Below are 18,800 nucleotides of genomic sequence, written 5' to 3'. Positions count from 1 at the left end.
TGTGTTGCTGTGGGGGTTGTGGATGGGGATGTGGAAGGCCCCCTCACCCGGCCCAAGAGGGCCGACCTCTCCCCCGAAGGGAGAGGTGAAGGGCGGTGAGCGCTGGGCATAAAAAAAAGGCCCGCGCGGGGCGGGCCTTTTCGGATTGGGGTTTCGCGCGGATTAGGCGGTGAAATAGTCCTGCAGTGGGCGAACCGTAAGGTTGCCCTTGGAGTAGGCGATGATGCCTTCAACTGCTGCCATCGCGCCGTCGATGGTGGTGTAGTACGGGATCTTGGCCAGAAGCGCGGTGCGGCGGATGTCGCGGCCGTCGCTGATTGCCTTGGCGCCATCGGTGGTGTTGATCACCAGATGAACCGAACCGTTCTTCATCGCATCGACGATGTGTGGGCGACCTTCCAAGACCTTGTTGACCTTGGTTGCTGGAACATTGTTTTCAGCCAGGTAGGCCTGTGTGCCGCCGGTGGCGAGGATTTCGAAGCCGTTTTCGACGAGCTGGCGGGCCAGATCAACGATGTACTGCTTGTCGCTATCGCGAACCGAAATGAACGCCTTGCCCGAGGTTGGGACCTTCTGGCCGGCACCGAGCTGCGACTTGGCAAAAGCCATCGCGAAGTTGGTGTCGAGGCCAATGACTTCACCGGTCGACTTCATTTCAGGCCCAAGTACCGTGTCAACGCCAGCGAAGCGGTTGAACGGGAACACGGCTTCCTTAACGGCGACGTGCTTGAGGACCTTTTCTTGCAGGCCGAAGGACGCAAGCTTTTCGCCTGCCATGATGCGGGCTGCGATCTTGACGATTGGATCGCCGATGACCTTGGCCACGAAAGGAACAGTACGCGAAGCGCGTGGGTTCACTTCGATCAGGTAGATCGTGCCGTCCTTGTAGGCGTACTGAACGTTCATCAGGCCGCCGACCTTGAGCTCAAGAGCGAGCGCGCGGGTCTGGCGCTTGAGTTCAGCAATGGTCTCTTCCGAGAGCGTACGGGATGGCAGCGAGCAAGCACTGTCACCGGAGTGAATGCCAGCTTCTTCGATGTGCTCCATTATGCCAGCGACGAAGACGTCTTCGCCATCGCAGAGGCAATCCACGTCGATTTCGGTCGCGCCCTGAAGGTATGCGTCGAACAGCAGTGGGTTGTCAGAGAGGACAGAGTTGATCTGGCCGGTCTTGTCGTTCGGGTAACGGCGCAGGATGTCAGGCGGGACGAGGCCCGAGAGCGTATCCTGAATGTAGCGTTCGAACTCAGCCGAGGAGTTGACGATGGCCATAGCGCGGCCGCCGAGAACGTAGGACGGACGGATCACCAGTGGGTAGCCGAGACGTTCCGCAACGAGGCGGGACTGCTCAAGGCTATAGGCAATGCCGTTCTTTGGCTGGGTCAGCTCAAGCTTGTTGAGGAGCTTGGAGAAGAGATCGCGGTCTTCAGCAAGGTCGATCGCGTCTGGCTGGGTGCCCAGGATCGGAACACCGGCCTTCTTCACAGCTTCTGCAAGGTTCAGCGGGGTCTGGCCACCGAACTGAACGATAACGCCGTGCAGCGTGCCGTTCTGCTTTTCGGTGAGCAGGATTTCGATGATGTCTTCTTCGGTCAGCGGCTCAAAGTAGAGGCGGTCCGAAGTGTCATAGTCGGTCGAAACCGTTTCTGGGTTGCAGTTGACCATGATGGTTTCATAGCCAGCGTCAGCCAGCGCAAAGGCAGCATGGCAGCAGCAATAGTCGAACTCGATGCCCTGACCGATACGGTTTGGACCACCGCCGAGGATGACGACCTTCTTGCGATCGGATGGACGCGCTTCGTCTTCGACCTTGCCGTTGAACGGGGTTTCGTAGGTCGAGTACATGTAAGCGGTTGGCGAGGCGAATTCGGCAGCCGAGGTGTCGATGCGCTTGTAGGCCGGGCGAACAGCAAGGTCGTGACGGAGCTTGCGCACGTCGGCGGCCTTGGTGCCTGCCAGTTCGGCAAGGCGTGCGTCCGAGAAGCCCATGCCCTTGAGGGTGCGCAGGTTCGCAGCGTCCGATGGCAGGCCGAGTTCGCGGACCTTGTTTTCCATATCGACGATGCCGCGCATCTGTTCGAGGAACCAAGGGTCGATCTTGCACGCTTCATGGATGTCTTCGTTGGACATGCCAAAGCGCATGGCTTCAGCCACGTGCAGGAGACGATCTGGGGTTGGGGTGCCAAGCGCCTGCTTGATGGCGTTCTTGTCTTCGCCTTCGCCCATGCCTGGGATGCCGATTTCGTTGAGACCGGTGAGACCGGTTTCGAGCGAACGGAGAGCCTTCTGGAGCGATTCCTGGAAGGTACGGCCGATAGCCATGGCTTCACCAACCGACTTCATCGCGGTGGTCAGGCGTGGATCGGAGCCCGGGAACTTTTCAAAGGCAAAGCGTGGGATCTTGGTAACGACGTAATCGATGGTTGGTTCGAACGACGCCGGGGTCATGCCGCCGGTGATGTCGTTGTCCAATTCGTCGAGGCTGTAGCCAACGGCGAGGCGCGCTGCGACCTTAGCAATCGGGAAGCCAGTGGCCTTCGATGCCAGAGCGGACGAACGCGATACGCGTGGGTTCATTTCGATGACGACCATACGGCCATCAGCTGGGTTCACGCCGAACTGAACGTTCGAACCACCGGTTTCAACACCGATCTCGCGCAGAACAGCCAAGGAGGCGTCGCGCATGATCTGGTATTCTTTGTCGGTGAGGGTGAGGGCAGGAGCCACGGTGATGGAGTCGCCGGTGTGCACGCCCATTGGATCGAGGTTTTCGATCGAGCAAACAATGATGCAGTTGTCCTTCTTATCGCGGACAACTTCCATTTCGTATTCCTTCCAGCCGAGGACGCTTTCCTCAACCAGGACTTCGTTGGTCGGCGAAGCGTCGATGCCGCTTTCGCAGATCGCGAGGTATTCTTCGCGGTTGTAAGCAATGCCGCCGCCGGTGCCGCCCATGGTGAAGGATGGACGAATGATGGCTGGAAGGCCGATCACTTCGAGAGCCTGCAGGGCTTCGATGGTGTTGTGCGCGAGCATGGAGCGCGGGGTTTCAAGCCCGATCTTCTTCATCGCATCGCGGAAACGCTCGCGGTCTTCTGCCTTGTCGATGGCGTCAGCAGTCGCGCCAATCATTTCGACATTGTACTTGTCGAGAACGCCCATCTTCCGCAGCGAGAGTGCGCAGTTCAGAGCTGTCTGACCGCCCATGGTGGGCAGGAGCGCGTCGGGGCGCTCTTTCTCGATGATTTTAGCGACCACTTCTGGGGTGATCGGCTCAACATAGGTTGCGTCGGCGAGATCTGGGTCCGTCATGATCGTCGCTGGGTTCGAGTTGACCAGAATAATCCGGTAACCCTCTTCCTTGAGCGCTTTACAGGCCTGAGTGCCGGAGTAATCAAACTCGCACGCCTGTCCGATGATGATTGGCCCCGCGCCGATGATGAGGATCGATTTAATGTCGGTACGCTTCGGCATGGGACTCGCTCTGCTGTCGTTTCTATCAGGACGCGGGCGAGGAGAATCGCCCGGACACACCCGTCCGCGCGAAACCCGCGCAGCAGTTGAGCACTGCGGCACGGGGCATAAAGGCCGAACATGGTGGTTAGGTGGGCGGTTTAACTTAAGAGGGCGCAGAAGGGAAGAGGGAGCGGCACTTATTCATCGTCGCAGGCAAAGGGAAGGAAGGTGCTGGCAGCGCCTTCATTGAGCATGGCGATGGTGAGCATATCGGCCAGTTCCCGTTCATCGTTGGAGCGAGGGCAGGCGGCAATTTTCTCAGTGCAGCCCGCGGCTATGAAGGTCTCGTTAGCCGCGCGGAAACTGTCATTGATGTCGTTGTTTGGGGTGCTGGAGAGGGCGCGGGCCCAAGCGTTTTCGTATAGTTCGCATTTTCGGCTCCCCCAGTCGGACTGCGCAAATGTCGCGCTGGGGACGAGGGTAAAGGGCAGAAAGATCAAGGCTGACAGGAGGATGGTGCCCCTAGGGCTAGTCATGCGCCTGCGCGCAGGCTTGGCGCTCTGGATCACTGGATTTTGCTTGTTCTTCAAGGCAATCGCATTGGGCATTGAACACCGCCTCCTCATCTTGGGTCAGCTTTTCACGCGTGAGGAGGAGGTCGAGCTGATTCCGGCAGAGCTGCGCTTCAATGGATTCGGTTTGGCTCTGCGCTGATGCGGGGAGCATGGGCAGAACCAGAAGCATGGCGAGGAGCGTAAGCGGTAGGCGCATAGGCGGTAGGCTGGGGGCGCAATGCGGCGGCGTTATGGCGCTGTGATCTGGTGGAGCCAGAGGGCGACCAGATTTGCGCCCCATGCTGCGTCGATGGACAGAACGATAGCTGTCCAGACGATAGCCCAGAGAACGCTGCAGAGGCTGCCCAAGAGGACGTATTCCGCGAAGTCCTTGTTGTCCATTTGCTGAAAGCGCGAGATGGCCTTGATTGCGACAACGGCCGCAATGATCTCGGTGCTTGAAAGGGCTATGCCAAAAGCGATGATCAGGCGTTCAACCGCGCCGATCCACCGCCCTGCGGTGTTGCGCTTGTGCTGGGTCTCGCCAGTTTCGGTAGCCCCCTGCGGGAGGGGCGTGACGTGGGTGACAGCCAGCACCCATTTGCAGAAGAGATTGCCGAAGAAAGTGAGGATGACAAGGAATGTGCCAAGGGAAACCAGCGAAATGGCAATCCTTGTGGTGTCCATTATGGCTCCTCAATCTTGGTGAACCCGGTCAGCAGCGCGGTCCATAGGGTCGTATAGACGTCGAGCTTAGCGCTTTTGAGGGTCTTGTAAACGTTGCGTGTCGTGACTGCGCGACGTGTGGCAATATCCTCAACGCTGCTCCCCGCGAGAGTTTGCGCGACGGTTTGGGCCTGAATGTCGGTCCAGTCTGCTTCTATAGTGGATAGGCTCAGGCATAGGGCGTCGAACAGGATCTCATGGGTGGGATCATCAAACAGGGCGACGCGGTAGAAGAGGCCAGTTTGCTTGTCGTTGAGTTTGGAGCGGGCGCGTGCCAAGCCTTCGCCCATCATGTTCCACGCCATGCTCGTGTTGATGGGGGTTTGCAGCCGCAGTTGGCCGATGACAAAGCGGCAATCGATCCCAGATTGGAGCAGGTCCAGACGCAATTGGCGCGCGATGGTGGCCGCTGTGGTCAATGAGGTCGTGATGCCCTGAAATTCATCCCCCAAGGTGATGGTGAGCGGGGAGAGAATGTCGGCGCCATTGTTTTGATTGGCAGCAGTGACGGCATCATTGAACAAGGCGTGCAGCCGGGCCGGTGTGTGCCGGTCGCGGCTGTTGACGATGTCGCCCATCAGAACAGCGGTGGTTGGCGCGCGAACAATATCCATCCGCTGAACATGCCTGTGAACTGAAAATGGTTCAAGATAGAAAGATGAACTGAAATGAGTTCAGTTCTCTAAATTGAACCAATATTGGTTCGGACTAGACAGGCTCGGAGGCCTTGTCGCGTGTGATCCAGGAGCCGTCGCGCCATTCACGCACGGTGACCGTGATCTGATCGGGTGTGATGTCGATCAGATTATAGGCGTTTGGCTCACCGCGCAGGCGGGTGGAAATAGCCGAGGACGCTTGTGCGACAAGGATGGGCGCGGCGGTGGATTTGCTGACGCCGATCGGTTCGCCTTCGCGGCTTTTAGAGGCTGACTCGTGCTTGCGCACATATGACAGGTGAAAGTGGCCGGAGAGGACGAGGCGGACCCCAAGCTCGGAAAAGCGCATGAGGGCGTCGTCGGCGCGTTTGACGGTGCGCGCTTCTTTTTGTGCCATTTGCTCGGTGGGATAGAGCAGGGGGTGATGGGCGACAATCACGCGGACCGCATGCGGGGACGCGCGGGAGAAGCGGGCTTCGAGATCCGCGAGTTGGTTTCGGGAGATGGTGCCGTGGCCCCAATTCCACTCGAGGCGGAAGCGGCGCGAGGTACGCATGCCCAAGATGGCGACGCCATCCATTTCGAGGAAGGGCTCAAGCTGGCGCGAGATATAGCGCTTATATAGGCCATAGGGATCGAGGAAACGGCGTACGAAATTGACGGCGGGCACGTCATGATTGCCCGGAACGGCGAAAATCGGCGCGTTCAGTTTGTCGAGAAAGACCCGCGCCTGAATGAATTCTTCTTTGGTGCCGATCTGGGTGAAGTCACCGCTGGCGACAATCAGATCGGGGTTTTGCGCGTTGATGTCGTCGGCAAAGCCTTCGGCAAGAACGGGGTCATGCTTGCCGAAGTGGAGGTCAGAGATATGAAGGATTTTCACGCGGCGATCTCAGTCGATACAGTTTCAGGCACGATGACGGTTAGGGCCAAGGGGCGGATGGTGAACTTCATGGGCGTGTCGAGCAGCATGACTTCGCCATCAAACATCACCTGCATCTGCGGCTTACGGAAGTCGACGGTGAGCGATTGCATGGATTCGATATTTAGCTCCGGATCGCTCTGCCACTTGCCAAACATCATGCCGAACACGAGGCGGAAAAAGTCCCAGGTGCGGAAGTGGCGCAGGGTGTAAAGGGTCAAAAAACCCTGATCGAGCTTGGAGCGTGAGAAGAAGCGTCCGAGCCCCTGGTCATAGGCGTTGGACGAGACTGCCAGCGAGTGCAAACGCTCGATGGTGCGGGAACCGTCGGCGCGCTCAAAGACCACAGCGATGCGTTTGGCGCGCTGAATACGGCGGAACATATAGCGGATAAGGCCAACTTTGGCGGTTGGATCGTCGCTGCCGCGGATGTGCTCGCGCGCGGCGGCCATGCCGGGGATGACGCCGACGACGACCTTATGGAGGAAGGCTTTGCCATTCACCTCGCCGACGTCGATTTGCATGGGATGGCCGGTGGCCAAGGCGGCCACAGCCTCTTCAAGATCGAGCGGAATATTGAGGTCTTTGGCGAGGGCATTGACGGTGCCAAGCGGGAGAATGGCGAGCGCTTTGTCAGTCTCGATAATAACGTCAGCCAGTCCGGTGATGGTGCCATCGCCGCCAGCGGCCACAATAATATTGGCGGGACTGTCGACAGCCGCTTTCATACGATCGCCAAAATCCTTGTCGGAATCGGCGTCGATCTCGGCGTTGAGGCCGTGGCTTTCAAAGAGGGCTTGGAGGGATTCCTTGGTGACACCTAAGGAATGAGCGGTGCCAGAATTGGCATTGAGAATGACGTGATAGCGATTTTCAGACATGCAGAAGGGCGCCCCGTGCTCTCGGCGAATGTGTTTGCAGGTCAACGCGTCAGTCGCGATCCCGTTGCAGACGCGTGGTTGAACGAAGCGGGCACAGATCAGTTATACTGATCGAACAACACTTAAGGAGAGTACGAGATGGTGCAAAAGATCGTGGCGATAACGTCCGTCTGGGCCTTGATGGTTGCTGGTGCGATGGCACAGGGCGAACCTGTTCCGGTCGGGGAAGCAAATGGACGTGGGCAGGTGCCAGCGTTTGAAGGCCAGACGCGCGCGACCCAACCCGACAACTTGCTCAAGACCAAGAGCACGGTGATTGCGCAGGGGCTGCCGCATCTCTGGGCCATGGAATTTTTGCCCGATGGGCGCATGCTGGTGACGGCCAAAGAAGGCGCGATGCATATTGTTGCGCCCGATGGGACGGTGAGTGCGCCGATTGCGGGCGTTCCGGAGGTTGATGCACGTGGGCAGGGCGGATTGCTCGACGTGGCGCTGGCTTATGATTTTGAAACCTCGGGGCGGATTTTCTTCTCGTTTGCCGAGCCGAGGAGCGATGGCAACGGGACCAGTGTCGCCTCGGCGGTTTTGGTGGCGGATGACAAGGGCGGCGCAGTGCTCGAAGACGTCAACGTTATCTTCCGTCAAACCCCAAGCTATGACGGGGATAAGCACTACGGCTCGCGCATCGTGCCAACCGCTGATGGGTCGCTTTATGTAACGGTTGGCGAGCGGTCTGATCGTCCGATGCGACCGCAAGCGCAAGAACTCGCCAGCGGTCTGGGCAAGGTGTTCAAGATCGATGGTGAGGGCAAGGCGGCGGCGGATAATCCGCTGCTTGGCGTTGAGGGGGCACTGCCGGAGATCTGGAGCTTTGGGCATCGCAATGCGCAGGCGGCAACTCTTGATGGCGAAGGCCGGCTGTGGGTCGTGGAGCACGGCGCGCGCGGTGGCGATGAGCTAAACCTGCCCGAAGCTGGGCTCAACTACGGCTGGCCGGATGTCGCTTACGGCGTCGAGTATTCAGGGCAAGCCATTGGGCAGGGTGTGACCGCGGACGCGGAAACCCAGCAGCCGGTCTATTATTGGGACCCGGTGATCGCGCCTTCAGGCATGGCCTATTATGAAGGCAATGAATTCCCCGAGCTGGATGGCGCATTTCTGGTGGGCGGGCTTGTGGGCAAGGCCGTCGTGGTGCTGCACATGGATGGCGACCGGGTGAAGCACGAAGAGCGCATTCCTGTCGGCGCGCGTGTACGCGATGTGAAGGTCGGGCCTGATGGGGCGATCTATGCAGTGACTGAGGGCGGTGGCTCGACAATCGTGCGGATTAGCCAGGGCGACTAACGCCCGCCAGATCGGAGCGCGGCCATAGTGCTGCGCTCTGACTTTGCTGTGTTTAGGCGGCGCGGGTGACGCGCTGCTTTTCCAAAGCGGAGAGTATCCGGTCGATGCTGTAGGGTTTTGGAATAAAGATTGCGCCCTTGGGGAGGTCCTCGGGCTTGGGCGTTACGCCACCCGAGACAATCACGATGGGCAGGCCGGGGCGATATTGGGACGCGAGGCGGGCCAGGGCCAAGCCATTGGGGCCGTCGCCCAGTTCGATATCAGTGATGAGCGCGTCGATGTTTTCAGCCATGCGACGGGCACCCGTGCGGGCGCTGCTGGCGGCAACGGCTTCCAAGCCGCGTTCGGCGAGATCGTCGATCAGGAATAGAAGCAGTAAGGCATCGTCTTCGACGACGAGGAGGCGCTTGAGTGGGCTCATGGGTCAGGACCTAGGTGGTGAAGGGTGACGCTGCGCATTCAAGGGCTTGGGTGGACGATGGTTGCGCCGAGATCGGGCAAGCTTGAGATTATGGTTAGCATTTGGTTCAAATTTTACGGAGTGAGCGGGTCGCTCGCTGACCCCTGTGCTTGCCCACAAAAAGAAAACCCCTCCGGAGGGAGGGGTTTGAGCGCTTAGAAGCGGCTGGACCAATCATCGACTTCCTTGCGGAGTTCGTCTTTGGTTTTCCCGTAACGCTCTTGAAGCTTACCTTCGAGCTGTTCACGGTTGCCGTTGATCTGGGCGATGTCGTCGTCAGTGAGCTTGCCCCACTGTTCCTTGGCCTTGCCAGCAAACTGCTTCCAGCCACCTTCGATACGGTTCCAGTCCATCTTCATTCTCCTTAGAGAGTTGCGATGGGTGCCCAATGGACGAGGGGGCCGTGCGTTCCGTAGGGGCGGCGTATTGGCTTATGTTAGTGGCGCGGTGCGATAGAGGGCGACGCGGATGCCGCCGTGCAGCACGGTGGGCAATTGTGGTGCAAATTTAAGACCGGTGGCCTGGGCGAGCTGCTTATCGGCGGTGATAATGCCGACGCGCCAGCCCTTGAAGCGGGTCTTCAGCACGGTGCCGAGGGTTTTGTGGACGGCGATCAGCGGGCCCTTTTGGCCAATGCGGCTTCCATAGGGCGGATTAACGATGATCAATCCAGGCTGCTCGCACGGCGGCGCGAGGTCTTCGATGTTCTTTTGCTCGAATACCGTGAGGGCTGAAACGCTGGAGCGTTCGGCATTCTCTCCAGCCATACGGATGGCACCCGCATCACGGTCGGAGCCGTAAAAACGGATATCGGTCGTCTTGCTCGGCGGGACGGCAGCGCGCAGCTCGGCCCAAGCCTTTGGCTTGAAACCCGGCAGCTGTTCAAAGGCGAAGGAACGGGCGCGACCGGGCAGGAGACCAGCGGCGATTTCTGCGGCTTCAATCGGGAAGGTGCCCGAGCCGCACATAGGATCAAGGATTGGCTCGGAACCGTCGAAGCCACATTGGCGCAGGAACATGGCGGCCATGGTTTCGCGCATCGGGGCCTTGTTGACCGCTTCCTTGAAGCCGCGCTTGTGCAGGGACTCGCCGGTGGTATCGACGCTGATGGTGACAAGATCGTCTTCAATGCGGACCATGATGCGAAGAGTGGCCTCTTCGGCGATGGGCGTGCCGATGGTTTCCGTTATCGCGGTGGCGACGCGCTGGGCGGCGGCTCCGGCGTGATAGATGCGCGAACGCTGGCAGCTGGCTTCAACTGTGATGGGAACATTCGGCTTGAGCCATTCGGCCCAAGGGAGTTTGCGTGAGCGCTTATCGAGCTGCGCCAAATGCATGGCGCGGAAATTGGTGAGGCGCACCAGCACGCGGGTGGCACCGCGCAGGGTCAGATTGGCGCGCCAAACATCGCCCCACGTCCCCATGAAAGTAACGCCGCCATCAGTGACTTTGGCGTCAGTAAAGCCCGCTTGCACAGCTTCTTGAGCAAGTGGGGCTTCAAGGCCCGGCGTGGCGACGAGATAGATTTCAAGGAGGGAGGTGGTCATGCTGGTGAATTACCGGGGAGTGCGGCTAAGAGCAATGGGACATTGCTTCATCGGTAAATGACGATATAGTTGTGTCAGTTCTTTTAGCCGAGTTACGCCATGTCTGATGCAGAATATGTGCCGCCAAAAGTTTGGAAGTGGGATCAAAGCAATGGTGGGGCGTTCGCCAGCACCAATCGCCCAACGGCGGGCGCGACCCATGATGCTGTCTTGCCGCGCGGGGAGCACAAGTTCCAGCTCCACTCGCTCGCGACGCCAAATGGTCAGAAGGTCTCCATCATGCTCGAAGAGCTGCTGGCGGCGGGGCATGACGCGGAATATGACGCCTGGCTGATTAACATCGGCAAGGGTGATCAGTTCGGTTCGGGCTTTGTTGAGGTCAACCCCAACAGCAAGATCCCGGCGATGTGGGACTACTCAGGCGCGGAGCCCATCGCTCTGTTTGAGAGCGGGTCTATCCTCGTGCATCTGGCAGAAAAGTTTGGGGCGTTTTACCCAAAGGACCCAGCTAAACGCGCGCAAGTGATGAACTGGCTGATGTGGCAGATGGGCAGTGCGCCTTTTGTTGGCGGCGGGTTCGGGCATTTCTATGCCTATGCACCGGTAAAGCTGGAGTATCCGATCAATCGCTATGCGATGGAGACCAAGCGCCAGCTCGACGTGCTCGATAAGCAGTTGGCCAAGAACAAGTTCATCGCGGGCGAGGACTATTCGATCGCCGATATCGCCATTTTCCCTTGGTATGGCGGCATGGTGTTGAACCGGTCTTACAATGCCGGCGAATTTTTGGATGTGGGCACCTACACCAATGTTATCCGCTGGGCCAAAGAGATCGACGCACGCGAGCCGGTCAAGCGCGGGCGCTGCGTGAACACTGCTTGGGGTCCGGAAGATGAAATGCTGGCCGAGCGCCACTCTGCAGCGGACATTGACCGCGTTTTGGCTATCCGCAAAGAGCGCGGCACAATCTAACGCGACTGGAATATCAAGGTCATCGAACCCTCGCTTCGGCGGGGGTTTTTGTTTGCACAGCGTTTACGCAGTACGCCGAGTTTGCGTTTTTGCACCAATTTTTTTGCAATTTGCCGCGGCGTTAGCGGCGTGTTGCGGCGAGAAGTACACCCCCCGTTAAGTCAATACGAGGCAATATCCTTACGCGCTAAGCGGTTGCGCCGTTTTTTGTCGCTCGTGTCGTAATGTATTAGGTCGGTCACCTCCATGCGTCTTATCTTGGGAACCATCATCGTTTTCGCCTGTGTTCTCGGCAGTTATCACATGATGGGTGGTTACATTGCGGTGCTCTGGCAGCCTTGGGAATATGTGATCATTCTTGGTGCAGCGATCGGCGCATTTGTCATTGCCAACGGCGCGCCTGTGTTGAAGGCCGTGCCGGGCATGTTTGGCTCGCTGTTTAAGGGCCCGAAATACGACAAGACCGCGTATCTGGAACTGCTGGGCATGCAGTATGCCATGTATAAGATTGTCCAGCAGAAGGGCATTCTGGGCATCGAGTCTCATATTGAAGACCCGCACAATTCCACGCTCTTCAACGCCTTCCCAACCTTTGCCAAGAACCATCACGCTGTGCAGTTCGTGTGTGACTACATGCGCATGGTGACGATGGGCGCAAACAATGTGCACGAAATTGAAGCGTTGATGGATGAGGAACTGGAAACCCACCATCAGGAACAAGAGCGCAATGTGACTGCGATGCAGGCATTGGCCGATGGTACACCAGCTCTCGGGATCGTTGCCGCCGTTTTGGGCGTGATCAAGACCATGGGTGCGATTACCGAGCCGCCAGAAGTTTTGGGTCACCTGATCGGCGGCGCGCTGGTTGGTACCTTCTTCGGCGTGTTCGTTGCTTATGGCTTCTTCGCCCCGTTCACCCAGTCCCTGCGCGCGACCTATGAGTCGGAAGGCAAGTACTTCCTGTCGCTCAAGGTTGGTATGCTGGCTCATATCAATGGTCAGCCGCCGGTGATGGCGATTGAATTTGCCCGTAAGGCGCTGATGAGTGAAGTTCGTCCGACCTTCAACGAAGTTGAAGCGTCCACGGCTAACCTGCCGGCGACCAGCTAAGGTCGGCGGAGAGGAGAAGCCAGAATGGCGGACTTAGAACGACCGATCATCATTAAGAAGGTCAAGAAACACAAACACGCCCACCATGGTGGTGCTTGGAAGATTGCCTATGCCGACTTTGTGACGGCGATGATGGCCTTCTTCCTGTTGATGTGGCTGATCAGCATGACCACGCCTGAGCAGAAGGAAGGGCTGGCGAACTATTTCGCGCCCGCTTCTGTCAGCGAAACCATGAGCGGGGCGGGTGGTGTGCTGGGCGGTACGGCGATGGCACGCGATGGCAATATGATGTCGGGTTCGGTTGAAGAAGTGTCGCTGAGTTCGCTGTCGAGCCCAACGGGTTCGGCTCAGAACACGGCTGACGTGAATTCTGGTGGACCCGATCGTAGCCAGGGCGAAGAAAACGCTGAAACTGCTGAAAGCGCGGAATCGATGCGGGCGACGGAAGATCGTTCGTTCCACAGCGCTGCGGCGAGCATCAAGCAGGCCTGGCAGTCTCTGCCGGAGCTGACCCCATTTGCAGACAATCTGCTGGTTGAAGAGACTGAAGAAGGCTTGGATATCCAGATCGTCGAGCAGCAGGGGGCGCGGATGTTCCCCGAAGGCTCGAAGTATCCGGTGGAGCCAACACGTCTGGCGATCTCGGTGATTGCGCCGATTTTGCAGGGGCTCAATGCGCAGGTGTCTGTTTCAGGCCATACGGCGGCAGGTGGTCGTTTTGATAACCCGCGCTATGGACCTTGGGAGCTGTCGGCGGATCGCGCCAATGTCACGCGCTCGATTTTGAGCGAGTTTGGTTTGAGCGATGATCGGGTAAAGTCGGTGATTGGCCGGTCGATGGACGATCCGTTCTTCCCCAATGACCCCTATATGGCTGCTAATGAACGGGTGAGAATTACCGTTCTGCACCAAGCGCCACCGGTTCCGGTGGGCCTCACGCCATAAAGAAAAGGCGGTGTCCACGGACACCGCCTTTTTTGTTTTAGGCGACCGTCAGGGTGACGTCGACATTGCCACGGGTGGCATTGGAATAAGGGCAGACCTGGTGGGCCTTTTCCACGAGAGCTTCGGCCTCGGCGTGATCAAAGCCTGGGATGCTGACCTTGAGCGCGACGGCGATATTGTAGCCAATGCCCTTGGCGTTTTCGCCGAAGGAGACGGACGCGTCGATGGTGGTTTCGTCTGGGATTTTCACCTTTTCAGCGCGGGCAACAGCCTTGAGCGCGCCGAGGAAGCATGCGGAGTAGCCAGCGGCAAACAGCTGTTCGGGATTGGTGCCCGGGCCGTCATTGCCGCCCATGGCCTTGGGCGTATCGAGAGTAACTTCTAGGCGGCCATCGTCGGTCTTGCTGGTGCCAGTGCGGCCGCCAGTGGTGTGGGCGTGGGCGGTGTAGACTGCAGATTTGATGCTCATGACAGTTCTCCTTGAAGATGGATGATTCATAGTGCGCAATTCAATTGCGCGCAATCTATTTTTTATGTAGGCTGTTTTTGCAACTTAGCGAAGGTAGGGCGATGGCTGACGAGACCATGCCGACGATCGACAATATGCTGTGTTTCGCCGTCTATGCGGCGGGTCATGCCTTTACGCGGTTTTACAAGCCGAGGCTGGATGCCTTGGAGCTGACCTATCCGCAGTACCTCGCCTTGCTGGTGCTTTGGGAAAAGGACGACATCACCGTCAAGGCGCTCGGGGAGAGATTGTTCCTCGATAGTGGCACAATAACGCCCTTGTTAAAGCGGCTCGAAGCGCGGGGGCTGGTGACGCGAAAGCGTGATGCGGGCGACGAGCGGCAGGTGCGCATAGGGCTGACCGAGGAGGGGCAGGGGCTGAAAGCTAAGGCTTTGGCGGTGCCGCTGGCCGTGGCCAAGGGCACAGGATTGGCGATGGACGATATTTCGGCGATGCGGGCTGAGCTATTGGCCTTGCGCGAGCGCTTGGATGCGGCGCTGGCAGAAAAGTAGGAGAGAGGCCGGAGCCTCTCCCCCAGAACCGTTTAGAGCGCGATGCGATAGATGCCGAAACCGGCCTCATCGGTATCGCCGGTTGCTTCGATTTTTACGGCAGTGACATCGGCCACTTTGTCGGCGGCTTTTGGGCCGGTGGCAAAGAGCACAGTGGTGTCGCCGATTGGGGCGAGGGACCAATTGCTGTCGGCCTTGGGGTCGATGGTGCCCTGCTCGATAATGTAGCGCACGATGATGTCGCGATTGGTATCGGGGCCGATGAAGATGATTTTGTCCGGGCCAATGCCGGGGAAACCGCCGCCGCCGCCAGCGCGATAGTTATTGGTGACGACGATGAATTGCTGCGCCGGATCGATGGGCTGCCCATCAAATTGCAGATCGATGATACGGTTGGCGTCGGGGTTTTCGAGCGCACCGCCATCCGCGGCATATTTCGACGGCTGGGTGAGATCGATCTTATAGGTGACCCCGTCGATAACGTCATAATTATAGGACGGGAAGGCGGGGTTGATCAGTTGGGCGTCGGTCGCGCCTTTCTCGATCTGGTTAAAAATGCCCGCTGAGCGTTCAAGCCAGTTTTTCACGTCCGCACCGGTGATCAGAACGGCTTGGATGGTGTTGGGATAGAGGTAAAGGTCAGCGACGTTTTTGATCGCCACCGGGCCGACGGGCACGTCGGTGTAGTAATCCGGACCACCACGGCCGCCAGCTTTGAACGGCGCACCGGCGGAGAGGATGGGCAGCATTTCCCATTCGGTGCCAATCATCATCTGGGTCAGATACCAAGATTGAGCCTGTGTGACGATCTGAATGGATGGGTCGTCGGCGACGAGGGCGAAATAGGAATGGAGCGGGGCTGAGGTTTCGCCGACCGGACGACGGATATAGTCCAGCGTTTCCTGATGTTCGGTGGCGACAGCAGCTTCAACGGCCGGGAGAGAATCGACTGTTGGGACGTTCTTATTGTCGATGCGTTCGACAATCGGGCGGGCTTCGGAGGTGTGCGAGGCGATGGTCCATTTGCCACTCCCATCGACTTCGAGCAGCAGATCAACCAGACCCATGTGACTGCCCCAGAAACCCGGCATGACGGCTGGCTTGCCGTTGAGTGTGCCTGCCACGGTGTCGACGCCCTCGATGCCTTCGTAGTCCTTGCCAGGGAAGACACGGTGGTGGTGGCCAGTGAGGACAACGTCGATGCCGTCAACGGCGGCCAGTTGGAGCGCGGCGTTTTCCATGCCGGGGACATGGGGGCCAGCTTCGATGCCAGTGTGGGCGAGGGCGACGACAATATCAGCGCCTTCTTCGCGGATTTTTGGCACCCAAGCTTGGGCGGTTTCGACCATGTCGCGGACGACAACCTTGTCGGTCAAATGGGTTGAATCCCAAGTGAGGATTTGCGGGGGGACGAAGCCGATGACGCCGATTTTGATCGTGTGTTCAGCGCCCGAGCCATCAAGGAGAGTTTTCTCGATGATTTTATAGGGCGCGATATAGGTGTCGTCGTCGGTTGGGTCTTCGCCCAGATCTACGCCACGCACGACATTGGCCGAAACATAGGGGAATTTTGCGCCCGCGAGCGCGCGGTCCATGTATTCGAGGCCGTAATTGAATTCGTGATTGCCCAGAGTGGCAGCGTCATAGCCCAGGGTGTTGAGGGCATTGATGGCGGGGTGAGTATCCCCCTGATTGAGGCCCTTTTCATACGCCATGTAATCGCCCATCGGATTGCCCTGGATCAGATCGCCATTGTCAAAGAGCACGGCATTGCCCGCTTCGGCGCGGATGTTCTCGATGATTGTCGCGGTGCGAGCGAGGCCCATCGTGTCATTGGCCCCATCGGCGTAATAGTCGTACGGCAGGATGGCGACGTGAATATCGGTGGTTTCGATGATGCGCAGATGGGCCTGATTGGCCTGCGCGAAGACCGCGAAGGGATGCAGGGCGACTGCGACCCCGACACTGGCGGAGCCGGCGAGAAACGCACGGCGGGAAATGCTCGGGAAGAAATTCATGCTTACCTCTCCTCTGACCAATGCTTGTGCGGGGGCGTGCTCCCGAACCCGGCTTTTCGACCGGTCATTGTGCGCCAGTTTTCCTAGCGTGGTCTCTTCATGGCGGCGTGCTGTGACACGGCAATGACGACGACGTGAGGAGCGTAGGACGGTTTTGATCGCTTGGTCAAAGCAAATGAGGAGATAAAATTGGCGTGAAAAATCAATGCATTAGGGTGTGTCTGATACACGCCTAAATGCGCGTGAAGGGAATAAAACTACGGTCTGACAGTGGGTTAGTGCGCCGGGCGAACAGGGCGGATCACGCCACGGGGCGGCGCGATCACAAATCTCGGGTCTGGGCTTATTGCAGTCCGACCGCGTCGACGTGGCCAGAGCGGCAGGTGTGGCGTTGCGGCGTGCCTGCGCGCACGAGATCGGCGAAATCGTCTGGTGAGGTGATCTCGCCCGCAAGCGCGATCCGCAGTTCGGTGATGATGGTGCGGTTGCCATCGGTCTCGCAATCCATGGCGACACGTTCGCCCGCACCACGGCCAAAGCTGGCATCAAATGCGGCACGGACCTGATCAATGGCGACGCGGCGGCCAATGCTTTCCGAAAAGAGATGCGCCACTTCGGAATCGTTGAGGGCCTGCATAAGAAAGAGCGAGGCGTCGATATAGTCGCGCTGGGTCCCATCATAGCAGGTGCCGTGTTTGACCCACTCGTGGCGATCAAGCCCTGAGGCACTGCCGGGCATGACGACGTCGAGTTCCCGACGTTGGGCGATGGTGAGGTCAAGTTGCGGCAGATCGCGCCAACGACCGTCCTGGCTGGCGTAGCGGTCGCGATTGGAGACGTCGCAATACTCTGCATCTTTGGGCTGTGGCCAGAGGCCGTGCAGGGTGAAGTTGGTCGCCTCAAAGCTATTGGGGCGCTGATTGCGGCACTCGGTTTTGCGCGGTGCGGTTTCGCAGAAGGCCGGCTGCCAGTTGGCGGCGAGAATATAGTGTTGCTTGGGCGCTGATGCGGCATTGCGCGTTGGCTGACTGGGGGCTTCGCCCGTGAGGGCCGGAGAGGAGCCGCACGCGATGCTCACCCAGCGCAAATCGGGCTGCGCTCCGGGGACGCGAACACGCACATGGGTCGGCGGGGTCCGGTTGCCTGCGAGCAGCTCATACTGCGTGCCAGCCTGAGTGGTGATGTTGCCGGGATTGGTTTCGCGGCTGATCGATTGAAATGCTGGGCAGGCTTCGGCGGCGGTGAATGTGCCCGAGAGTGGGACTTCCGCGTAGGCTGGAGCGCAGATCAAGGCAAAGGCAAGAGTGGTCAATCTGCGCAGCATGGTGGTCCTCGGATAGTACTTGGTCAGTCTAACGGAAATTGTCGCGGAAATGCAAAGTTGGACTAGGCTTCGTCGACATCGATTGGCTGCGCTTGAGAAAGAAGCGCGGGCCAATCATCGGGCGGGGTGCCACCGTCTAGCATGGATTTAAAGACGTGATAGGCGTCGGTCTTGGACCCGTATGTGCGCAAGGAATTCTCGTCATTCACCCAAGCGTATATGATGATTTTGGACGCAGTATCGTAGCGGAAGAACAGTCGGAACCGTCCGCCACCGAACTTGGCGCGGAACCAATGCTTGTAGTCCGGTCCCAGTGTTGCCCCTTGCCTGTAGACGGTGACGGTCGGATCAGAAGGTATGATTTCGAAGGCTAACCGATAAAGCGCCGCGAGAAGCTTGGTATTGGCGTTTTGCGCGTAGGTGTCGGGCTTTTTGGCCTTCAGGACCTGAACGGCCGCGGTGAGCTTTTCGATTTGTTGAACAAACAGCGGATGGGCGAGCAGGGTCCAGCCGTTGACTGTGAGCATGCTAAAGCACCGTCTCGCCGTCGATTGTCTCGCCTGGATCGCTTTCAAGGTCGTCTACCAGCGCGGCAACCCGAGAGCGCAATTCTGGCGTCAGGGGGACGATGGATCGTTGGGGATTGGCCGCCATGTCTTGAGCGAGGAAATTGAGGAAGCTGCCGACGACCGGGTCTGCAGCCTCGTCCTCAACTTTTTCGACAATGACACGGCGCTGCGCATCAACGGTGAAGGTGATGCGGCCACCGTAATCGACGCCCAAGGCCTGACGCACCGATTTTGGTACTGTGGTTTGGCCCTTGGCGGTGATGGTGCTTTCTTCTTTGAGAACCGATGTCATCACG

At 58.6% G+C, this 18,800-nt stretch carries 20 protein-coding genes; 5 read left to right on the top strand and 15 right to left on the bottom strand.

What is annotated here, in order from left to right; all coding sequences use genetic code 11:
• Positions 1–162 precede the first annotated feature (162 nt).
• From carB to JHL21_RS05165, 7 genes are all read right to left on the bottom strand, one after another.
• Complete coding sequence (gene carB, locus JHL21_RS05195; protein ID WP_200212214.1) at positions 163–3,474, bottom strand: carbamoyl-phosphate synthase large subunit; 3,312 nt, start codon at positions 3,472–3,474, stop codon at positions 163–165.
• Between the two features lie 179 nt (positions 3,475–3,653).
• The gene (locus JHL21_RS05190; RefSeq protein WP_200212212.1) at positions 3,654–3,992 is read right to left on the bottom strand and encodes a hypothetical protein; all 339 of its coding nucleotides are present in this window, start codon (positions 3,990–3,992) and stop codon (positions 3,654–3,656) included.
• The gene (locus JHL21_RS05185; RefSeq protein WP_200212210.1) at positions 3,985–4,227 is read right to left on the bottom strand and encodes a hypothetical protein; all 243 of its coding nucleotides are present in this window, start codon (positions 4,225–4,227) and stop codon (positions 3,985–3,987) included. Before JHL21_RS05185 ends, JHL21_RS05190 begins: the two co-directional genes overlap by 8 nt.
• 32 nt (positions 4,228–4,259) lie before the next feature.
• A complete protein-coding gene (locus JHL21_RS05180; protein WP_200212208.1) occupies positions 4,260–4,697 on the bottom strand; it encodes a hypothetical protein in 438 nt (145 codons plus the stop codon).
• The gene (locus tag JHL21_RS05175) at positions 4,697–5,350 is read right to left on the bottom strand and encodes a SatD family protein (protein WP_200212207.1); all 654 of its coding nucleotides are present in this window, start codon (positions 5,348–5,350) and stop codon (positions 4,697–4,699) included. Before JHL21_RS05175 ends, JHL21_RS05180 begins: the two co-directional genes overlap by 1 nt.
• Before the next feature lie 94 nt (positions 5,351–5,444).
• On the bottom strand, positions 5,445–6,275 hold the full coding sequence (locus JHL21_RS05170) for a metallophosphoesterase (RefSeq protein WP_200212205.1): 831 nt from the start codon (positions 6,273–6,275) through the stop codon (positions 5,445–5,447).
• Positions 6,272–7,195 carry a diacylglycerol kinase family protein gene (locus JHL21_RS05165; RefSeq protein ID WP_200212203.1) on the bottom strand — a complete coding sequence of 308 codons (924 nt, stop codon included), beginning with the start codon at positions 7,193–7,195 and terminating at the stop codon, positions 6,272–6,274. Before JHL21_RS05165 ends, JHL21_RS05170 begins: the two co-directional genes overlap by 4 nt.
• 138 nt (positions 7,196–7,333) lie before the next feature.
• On the opposite strand from JHL21_RS05165, the gene JHL21_RS05160 reads away from it, so the two are divergent.
• Positions 7,334–8,539, top strand: coding sequence for a PQQ-dependent sugar dehydrogenase (locus JHL21_RS05160; RefSeq protein WP_200212201.1), 1,206 nt, complete (start codon positions 7,334–7,336; stop codon positions 8,537–8,539).
• A gap of 52 nt (positions 8,540–8,591) precedes the next feature.
• On the opposite strand, the gene JHL21_RS05155 is transcribed toward JHL21_RS05160, so the two are convergent.
• The 3 genes from JHL21_RS05155 to JHL21_RS05145 form a co-directional block, all read right to left on the bottom strand.
• Positions 8,592–8,960, bottom strand: a complete 369-nt coding sequence (locus tag JHL21_RS05155) for a response regulator (protein ID WP_169196470.1) — start codon at positions 8,958–8,960, stop codon at positions 8,592–8,594.
• Positions 8,961–9,154: 194 nt separating this feature from the next.
• Positions 9,155–9,352 carry a CsbD family protein gene (locus tag JHL21_RS05150; protein ID WP_169196469.1) on the bottom strand — a complete coding sequence of 66 codons (198 nt, stop codon included), beginning with the start codon at positions 9,350–9,352 and terminating at the stop codon, positions 9,155–9,157.
• A gap of 78 nt (positions 9,353–9,430) precedes the next feature.
• Positions 9,431–10,546 carry a class I SAM-dependent RNA methyltransferase gene (locus tag JHL21_RS05145; RefSeq protein WP_200212199.1) on the bottom strand — a complete coding sequence of 372 codons (1,116 nt, stop codon included), beginning with the start codon at positions 10,544–10,546 and terminating at the stop codon, positions 9,431–9,433.
• Positions 10,547–10,645: 99 nt separating this feature from the next.
• Here JHL21_RS05145 and yghU point away from each other — a divergent pair, with 99 nt between their 5' ends.
• From yghU to JHL21_RS05130, 3 genes are all read left to right on the top strand, one after another.
• Positions 10,646–11,518: a glutathione-dependent disulfide-bond oxidoreductase gene (yghU, locus tag JHL21_RS05140; RefSeq protein ID WP_200212198.1), complete on the top strand. Its 873-nt coding sequence runs from the start codon at positions 10,646–10,648 to the stop codon at positions 11,516–11,518.
• Between the two features lie 246 nt (positions 11,519–11,764).
• Positions 11,765–12,628 carry a flagellar motor stator protein MotA gene (motA, locus tag JHL21_RS05135; protein ID WP_200212197.1) on the top strand — a complete coding sequence of 288 codons (864 nt, stop codon included), beginning with the start codon at positions 11,765–11,767 and terminating at the stop codon, positions 12,626–12,628.
• Between the two features lie 24 nt (positions 12,629–12,652).
• Positions 12,653–13,573: a flagellar motor protein MotB gene (locus tag JHL21_RS05130; RefSeq protein ID WP_200212196.1), complete on the top strand. Its 921-nt coding sequence runs from the start codon at positions 12,653–12,655 to the stop codon at positions 13,571–13,573.
• 37 nt (positions 13,574–13,610) lie between these two features.
• On the opposite strand, the gene JHL21_RS05125 is transcribed toward JHL21_RS05130, so the two are convergent.
• Positions 13,611–14,042: an organic hydroperoxide resistance protein gene (locus tag JHL21_RS05125; RefSeq protein WP_199530803.1), complete on the bottom strand. Its 432-nt coding sequence runs from the start codon at positions 14,040–14,042 to the stop codon at positions 13,611–13,613.
• Between the two features lie 101 nt (positions 14,043–14,143).
• Here JHL21_RS05125 and JHL21_RS05120 point away from each other — a divergent pair, with 101 nt between their 5' ends.
• Complete coding sequence (locus JHL21_RS05120) at positions 14,144–14,593, top strand: MarR family winged helix-turn-helix transcriptional regulator (RefSeq protein WP_200212195.1); 450 nt, start codon at positions 14,144–14,146, stop codon at positions 14,591–14,593.
• 32 nt (positions 14,594–14,625) lie between these two features.
• Here JHL21_RS05120 and JHL21_RS05115 read toward each other — a convergent pair whose 3' ends face one another.
• From JHL21_RS05115 to JHL21_RS05100, 4 genes are all read right to left on the bottom strand, one after another.
• On the bottom strand, positions 14,626–16,611 hold the full coding sequence (locus tag JHL21_RS05115; protein ID WP_200212194.1) for a bifunctional 2',3'-cyclic-nucleotide 2'-phosphodiesterase/3'-nucleotidase: 1,986 nt from the start codon (positions 16,609–16,611) through the stop codon (positions 14,626–14,628).
• Positions 16,612–16,954: 343 nt separating this feature from the next.
• Positions 16,955–17,935 (bottom strand): ribonuclease, encoded by a 981-nt coding sequence (locus tag JHL21_RS05110; RefSeq protein WP_200212193.1) that lies wholly within the window; start codon positions 17,933–17,935, stop codon positions 16,955–16,957.
• A gap of 62 nt (positions 17,936–17,997) precedes the next feature.
• Entirely contained in the window at positions 17,998–18,462 is a 465-nt protein-coding gene (locus JHL21_RS05105; RefSeq protein WP_200212191.1) for a type II toxin-antitoxin system YhaV family toxin, read from the bottom strand.
• A 1-nt stretch (position 18,463) separates the two neighbouring features.
• Positions 18,464–18,796, bottom strand: coding sequence for a type II toxin-antitoxin system PrlF family antitoxin (locus tag JHL21_RS05100; protein ID WP_200212189.1), 333 nt, complete (start codon positions 18,794–18,796; stop codon positions 18,464–18,466).
• Between the last annotated feature and the right edge of the window lie 4 nt (positions 18,797–18,800).

Source organism: Devosia sp. WQ 349K1 (genome assembly GCF_016595685.1).
Classification (GTDB): Bacteria; Pseudomonadota; Alphaproteobacteria; order Rhizobiales; family Devosiaceae; genus Devosia.
The sequence above is the reverse complement of the archived record's forward strand: the minus strand, read 5'-3'. Positions and strand labels throughout refer to the sequence as shown.